The sequence below is a fragment of the Rudaea sp. genome, from assembly GCF_036383415.1.
Lineage (GTDB): Bacteria > Pseudomonadota > Gammaproteobacteria > Xanthomonadales > Rhodanobacteraceae > Rudaea.
Genome location: NZ_DASVOK010000041.1, coordinates 1 through 5,611 on the forward strand (window position 1 = coordinate 1; position 5,611 = coordinate 5,611).

A 5,611-nucleotide genomic window follows, 5' to 3' on the forward strand; every position below is an offset into this window, starting at 1 on the left:
GGCCGCCCCTGCGTGCGCGCCTCGCGCGCGGCGGCAGCGTTGGCCGCGAGCGCGACCTGGTAGCCCTCGTCCTCGAGGATTTCCTTCACCGTCGTGCGGATGTCGGGCTCGTCGTCGACGACGAGGATGCGGCCGGAAGCCATGCGAATGCCTGTTGCGAAAATGCGACGCGTAGGATAGCGCAAAGAACCTTGCCCGGAACGACGGATTGCCCGGCCAAATTGCGCAAGTTCTGCACGATGTCTTCAAGTTTGCTTAACCGCGCCCACCTATAATCACGGCCAGGTCGATCCCGTCGCTTCGGCTGTCGAGCATTCCCCCGCATGTCTGTGCAAAACGGGCCGGCCCGGCCCCAGGTTCCTCTGGTCATCCGTTTCGGCCGACTTGGCGACATGCTGTTGCAGGAGCCGCTGTTCCATCTGCTGCATCGCCGCTACGGCCGCCCCTGCCGCGTTCTCGCCCGCGGTTCGTGGACCGGCGAGCTCTACCGCGGCCATCCCGACGTCGGCGAGATCTGGGAGCTCGCCAATCGCCACCAGCTGCTCGCCTTCAGTCCGGAACGCTGGCGCGTCATTGCCAAGATTCGCGCCCACGACGGCCCCATCTACGTGAGCGAAGACACCCGCGGATCGCTCAAGCGCATCCGCTGGCTGCTGCGTTTCGCCGGAGTACCGGCGCAACGCTGCGTTTTCCTGCACGACATGGCCCTGCACAAGGACGAACACTGGGTCGACCAGGCGCTGCGTTTCGGCTGCATGACGCCCAGTGCCTACCGCGAAGCCGACTACCGCTGGCAACCTGGCGACCTGCAGACCGCGCCACGCCTCTACCTCGATGCGCAAGACCGCCGCGACGCCGACGCCTGGCTGCGCGAACGTGGCTTCACCGACGCGCCTCTCGTGCTGTTGCAACCGGGAAATTGGAAGGTGAAGCGCAGGCTGCATCAACGGGACGACGACCCGAAATTCTGGCCGATCGAATCCTGGGCCGCATTGCTGCGTGCGATGCACGAAAGCCTGCCGGCCGCGAATCTGGTGCTCGCGGGAACACCGTCCGAATCGGCGGTCTGCCAGGCAATTGCGGCTGCGAGCGGACTCGGCGCGGTCAAGATCGCGACCTCCGATCTGCCCCTGCGGCGTTTGCTCGGCGTGCTCGAGCGCGCGCACAGCATGGTTTCGGTCGACACCGGCCCGGCGCACCTCGCCGCGGCGATGGGCTGTCCGCTCGTCGTGCTCTACGCCGGCAAGTACGGTCCGGAGAAATGGGATCGGCGCAGCCCGTATGCCAAGCCGGTGGTCAACCTGGGTGTCTCGCCACGCGCGGCGACGGCAGCGGACATTCCGCCCGCGCAGGTCATCGCGGCATGGCGGTCGCTGGGCTAAGCCCGCCTTCACCGAGCGCCGCGATCGTCGCGACGGCAGCCTGCTCGGCGTCGAGGCCGGCGGCGTCGATCGTATGGTTGCGCGCGCCGTACACGTTCCAGCCCGGAATGTCGGTGACCGAGAAGATGCCGACCGTCGGCGCGCCGCTCGCCGCGGCGAGATGCATGATGCCGCAATCCGCGCTGACGTAGAACGAGAGGTTGCCGATCACGCCGCCGAGCTTGCGGATGTCGGAGGAGAAATACGCCGGATACGCATCGCCGAGCAGCGAGCGGCCGAAGCCCGGAATGATCTCGACGATGGTGTGATCCGGATAGCGCGCGGCGAGTGTCGCAAGAAAACGCTGCCACCATTCACGCGGATAGTTCTTCACACCGGTGGCGAAGGCGTAGACGCCGATCGTGCCGCGCGCGCGCGCGTCGTTTCCGGCCAGGGCGCGCAGCGCCTCGCGCCCCTGTTCGCGCTCGGCCACGGACAGATGCAGATCGAGTTCCGGATATGTCCACTGCGCCGGATCGCCCCCAACGCCCATGGTTTTGCGCAGCAAATACACCGGCAGTTTCGCCGCATGCTCCTCGTCGCGCGGCTCGGCGAGCGCATGCGTGAGATGGCCGCTTTTCCTCGCACCGTCGAAGCCGATGCGGAAGCGCGCCTGCGAAGTGCGCACGAGCAGGCGGTCGGAATTGGAGAACAGGTAGGGATCGATCGCGAGATCATATTTCGCCGCGCGCAACTCCTTGAGGATGCGCCGGTAGCGCAGCGGCGCCTTCGCGATGCTTCGCGGCAGCACGCTGACACGGCGCACCTGGGCAAAGCGCTGGAACAGGGCCGGGGCCGCGCCGCAACCGCTGACGATATCGACTTCCGCGCCGGGAAAGCGCGCTTCGATTTCGCGCAGCAGCGGCGACAGCAGCAGGGTTTCGCCCAGCGTCTTCGTCGCGCGGCAGACGAGGATGCGGTGGATGCCTCGCGCGGGCACGTGCTGCGGAAGATCGGCGGCAGTTGTCGATTGTGATGACAGGCGGCGCGAAAACCAGCGCGCGACGCGGCGGCGCAGGCTCTTGGCGGGCGAGTCGTTGCTGTGGCGAATCTCTTGGCTCATGGCCGCGCAGTCTATCCGCAAAGGAAATTCCGCACAGGTGCGGGTTCGAGCGGATCTTTCCGGCTACTCTGCTTCGGCGTCGACTTCCTTGCGCGGCGCAGGGACATTGCCGCCGCGGCAGGCTTCGGCCACCGCATCGCTGCGGAACAGCCACCATTCGCGCCGGTTGGCGTGGCCGACGTAGCGCGATTTCGCCGGATCGATGCACGGCGCCATCGCGTCGGCGAGGATGAAGATCCAGCGCGCATCGGGCTTCGCCTCCTGCCAGCGGATCGCCTCGCCGAGCTGCGCGTGCGCGGGTTTGACGAAGCCGAATTCGGCGACTTTGCGATCGGCGACCAGCAGGTTCTGTTCTTTCCACGCTACCAGCGCGAGTTCGGCGTCGGGCCCGATCATCGCACCGGCCTGCTGCATCAGGCCGCGCGCCGAACTGGAATCGTTGAGCAGCGGACTCGCCCACAGACCCCAGAGCAGCCAGAGTCCGGCGAAGCCCGCGACAAGCCCATGCGCGGCGCGCGCGAAACGGAACCAGGCGGCGCAAGCCAGCAGCCACGCGCCGAGCGCGATCAGCAGGCTCCACAACGCCGCGCCGCCGCCGTCGAAGCCGCGTTGTTTGGCGAGATCGTTGGCGAATTTCCAATGCCCCGACCAGGCATGCAGCCCCGCACCGGCGAGCACGGTGCCAAGCGCGACGAGCAGAACCAGCGCGAGAACGCGGAACCAGCGCCGCTCGACGATTGCGGACAGGTACGGCGCGCAGGCCAGCGCGACCATCGGCAGAACCGGCATGATGTACATGTCGCGCTTGCCCGAGGGGATGCTGAAGAACGCGATCACGAACAGCGACCAGGCCAGCGGCAGCAGAATGCGCGCATCGCGCGCCTTGAGCGCGCGCGCCCACGCCGGGACGGTGCCGAACCAGGTCAACCACAGCGGCATCCAGCCGCTCAGGATCACACCGAGGTAATACCACGGCGGCTGCTGGTGATCCCACGAGTCGGTGTAGCGCGCCGCAGTCTGCTTGAACAGGATGTCGTGCAGATAGGCCTGGTACTCCGAGGCGGGATGCAGCGACACGGCGAGCGCAAGCGGCGCCAGCCACAGCGCGATCGCGGCAAGCAGCGCGGCGAATCCGCCGCTCCAGCGCCAAGCCGAATCCTTCATCGCCGCGACAAAGTTCCAATGTGTACTTCGCGCAAAAATATACGGCACGAACATCAGCAGCGCGAGCACGCCGACGCCCTTGGTGATCACGCCGAGGCCTGCGGCGAAACAACCGAGCCAATACATGCGCCAGTCGGGGCCGGTAAGGAAGTGGCGCAGCAAGCCGTAGTTGGCGAGGGTGATGAAGAACGTCACCATCGGGTCGATCTGCGCGCGCTTGGCCTGGTAGACGAACTGGAACACGCAAAGCAGGGCCACGCCGGCGTACAAGCCGGTGCGATGGTCCCAGAGCCGCCGGCCGAGGTCGTAGACGAGCCACAGCGTGCCGAGCGCGGCGAGCAGCGAGGGCAGCAGGAAGGCGATGCGCCAGTTGCGCGTCACTTCGTATGCAGCGGCTTGCATCGCCATGAACGCGGGCGGCTTGTCCGCGTAGATCTCGTGGCCGCGATGCGGAATCAGCCAGTCGCCCGACTCGGCCATCTGTTGCGCCGACAGCGCGAAGCGCGGCTCGTCGGCCGGCCACGGATCGCGCAGGCCGATGCCGGCGCCGATCACGACGAGGGCGAACAGCAGGAACAGCCACAGTTCGCGGCGGGCAGGTGAAGACGGCATCGATGGAACGCTCATTGCGGTGATCGAAGAAACGGAGTGACGGAAAAACGGCCTGCGCTCATGCGCACGGCCCAGCCTACTTGACACAAGTTGACGACGCGCTGACGCCGGCCGGATTCGTCCTCCATCAGACGTTGCCATCGCGCGGCAAGCGCAGCGTGAACGCGGCGCCGCCTTCGGCGCGGTTCTCGGCGCGGATCGTGCCGCCGTGCTCCTCGACGATCTTTTTCGCCACCGCCAGGCCCAACCCCGTGCCCTTGACCTTGCTCGTCGTGTACGGCTCGAACCAGCGCGCGTCGAAGCCCTCGGGCAGGCCGGGGCCGTTGTCGGCGACGGCAAGCTCGACCCAGTGCCGGCCGCCCTCGTCGATCTCGCGCGTGATCACTTCGATGTGCGGCTTGTGTTCGCCGGTGACCGCTTCGAGCGAATTCTTGATCAGGTTGTGCAGCAGCTGGCGCAGGCGCACCGCGTCGGCGCGCAGGCTCGGGTCACCCGGCGCGAACACGCGCGTGAGCTGGATGCGCTGGTCATTCTCGTACAGGTCGACGACTTCGCCGGCGAGCGCGTTGATCGACAATGCGCGTGCGTCGATCTGCGGCGGCCGCGCGTAGTCGCCGAACGCGTTGACCATCGACTTGAGCGCCTCGACCTGGTTGACGATGGTCAGTGTGGCGCGATCGAGGATCTCGGTTTCCTCGGGCGGCAGGCGGCCGATGAAACGACGGCGCAGGCGTTCCGCCGCGAGCTGGATCGGAGTCAGTGGATTCTTGACTTCGTGGGCGAGGCGGCGCGCGACCTCGGCCCAGGCCGCATCGCGCTGGGCACGGTTGAGCAGGGTCAGGTCGTCGAACACGGCGACGACGCCGGCATCCTCGCCGAGCATCGGCGAGAGTTCGGCGCCGCGCAGCATCAGCACGCGGCGCTCGTTGCCCGAGCGTTGGTCCGGATCGTCGAGCACGACCTCTTCGCGCCATTCGCGCGCGGCCTCGCGCATGTGCTTGAGGATCGGGTCGATCAGCGGCGCGAGCGCGGGCCGTTCGCGGCGCAGCACGCCGAGATGCTGGCCGATGTGGCGCGACAGCGGCAGGTCGAGGATGACCTCGGCGGCATGGTTGGCCGTGCGCAGCACGCCTTCGCGGTCGAGGCCGAGCACGCCGGCGGACAGGCGCTCGAGCACCGCCCGCAGGTACGTGCGCTGGCTGTCGGTCTCCTGCGCGCTGTGAGCGAGACGCGAGCTCGCGCGCTCGAGCTCGCCCTGCATCTGGTTGAACGACTGGGTGAGGAAGCCGAGCTCGTCGTTGCCCGCGACCGGCAGCGGCGTGTCGTAACGGCCCGCGCCGACCGCACGCGT

General features: G+C 67.6%; 5 protein-coding genes. 1 reads left to right on the forward strand and 4 read right to left on the reverse strand.

From position 1 onward, the window contains the following. Window positions 1-143 (reverse strand): response regulator (locus VF497_RS01385; protein ID WP_330885522.1); only part of this gene is annotated, 143 nt, incomplete at its 3' end. A 180-nt stretch (window positions 144-323) separates the two neighbouring features. Between VF497_RS01385 and VF497_RS01390 the strand changes: the two genes are divergently transcribed. Continuing rightward, window positions 324-1,382, forward strand: coding sequence for a glycosyltransferase family 9 protein (locus tag VF497_RS01390; protein WP_330885514.1), 1,059 nt, complete (start codon window positions 324-326; stop codon window positions 1,380-1,382). On the opposite strand, the gene VF497_RS01395 is transcribed toward VF497_RS01390, so the two are convergent. The 3 genes from VF497_RS01395 to VF497_RS01405 form a co-directional block, all read right to left on the reverse strand. Beyond that, window positions 1,354-2,484 carry a glycosyltransferase family 9 protein gene (locus VF497_RS01395; protein ID WP_330885516.1) on the reverse strand — a complete coding sequence of 377 codons (1,131 nt, stop codon included), beginning with the start codon at window positions 2,482-2,484 and terminating at the stop codon, window positions 1,354-1,356. The two genes, VF497_RS01390 and VF497_RS01395, sit on opposite strands and share 29 nt — an antisense overlap. Before the next feature lie 63 nt (window positions 2,485-2,547). Then, window positions 2,548-4,275, reverse strand: coding sequence for a glycosyltransferase family 39 protein (locus VF497_RS01400; RefSeq protein ID WP_330885518.1), 1,728 nt, complete (start codon window positions 4,273-4,275; stop codon window positions 2,548-2,550). Between the two features lie 112 nt (window positions 4,276-4,387). Continuing rightward, the coding region (locus tag VF497_RS01405) for a sensor histidine kinase (protein ID WP_330885520.1) at window positions 4,388-5,611 on the reverse strand (1,224 nt) is incomplete at its 5' end.

What these genes read in the sequence shown, in the direction of transcription:
- VF497_RS01390 (WP_330885514.1), top strand. Translation starts at nt 324, where the DNA reads ATGTCTGTGCAAAACGGGCCGGCCCGGCCCCAGGTTCCTCTGGTCATC.
- VF497_RS01395 (WP_330885516.1), bottom strand. Translation starts at nt 2,484, where the DNA reads ATGAGCCAAGAGATTCGCCACAGCAACGACTCGCCCGCCAAGAGCCTG.
- VF497_RS01400 (WP_330885518.1), bottom strand. Translation starts at nt 4,275, where the DNA reads ATGAGCGTTCCATCGATGCCGTCTTCACCTGCCCGCCGCGAACTGTGG.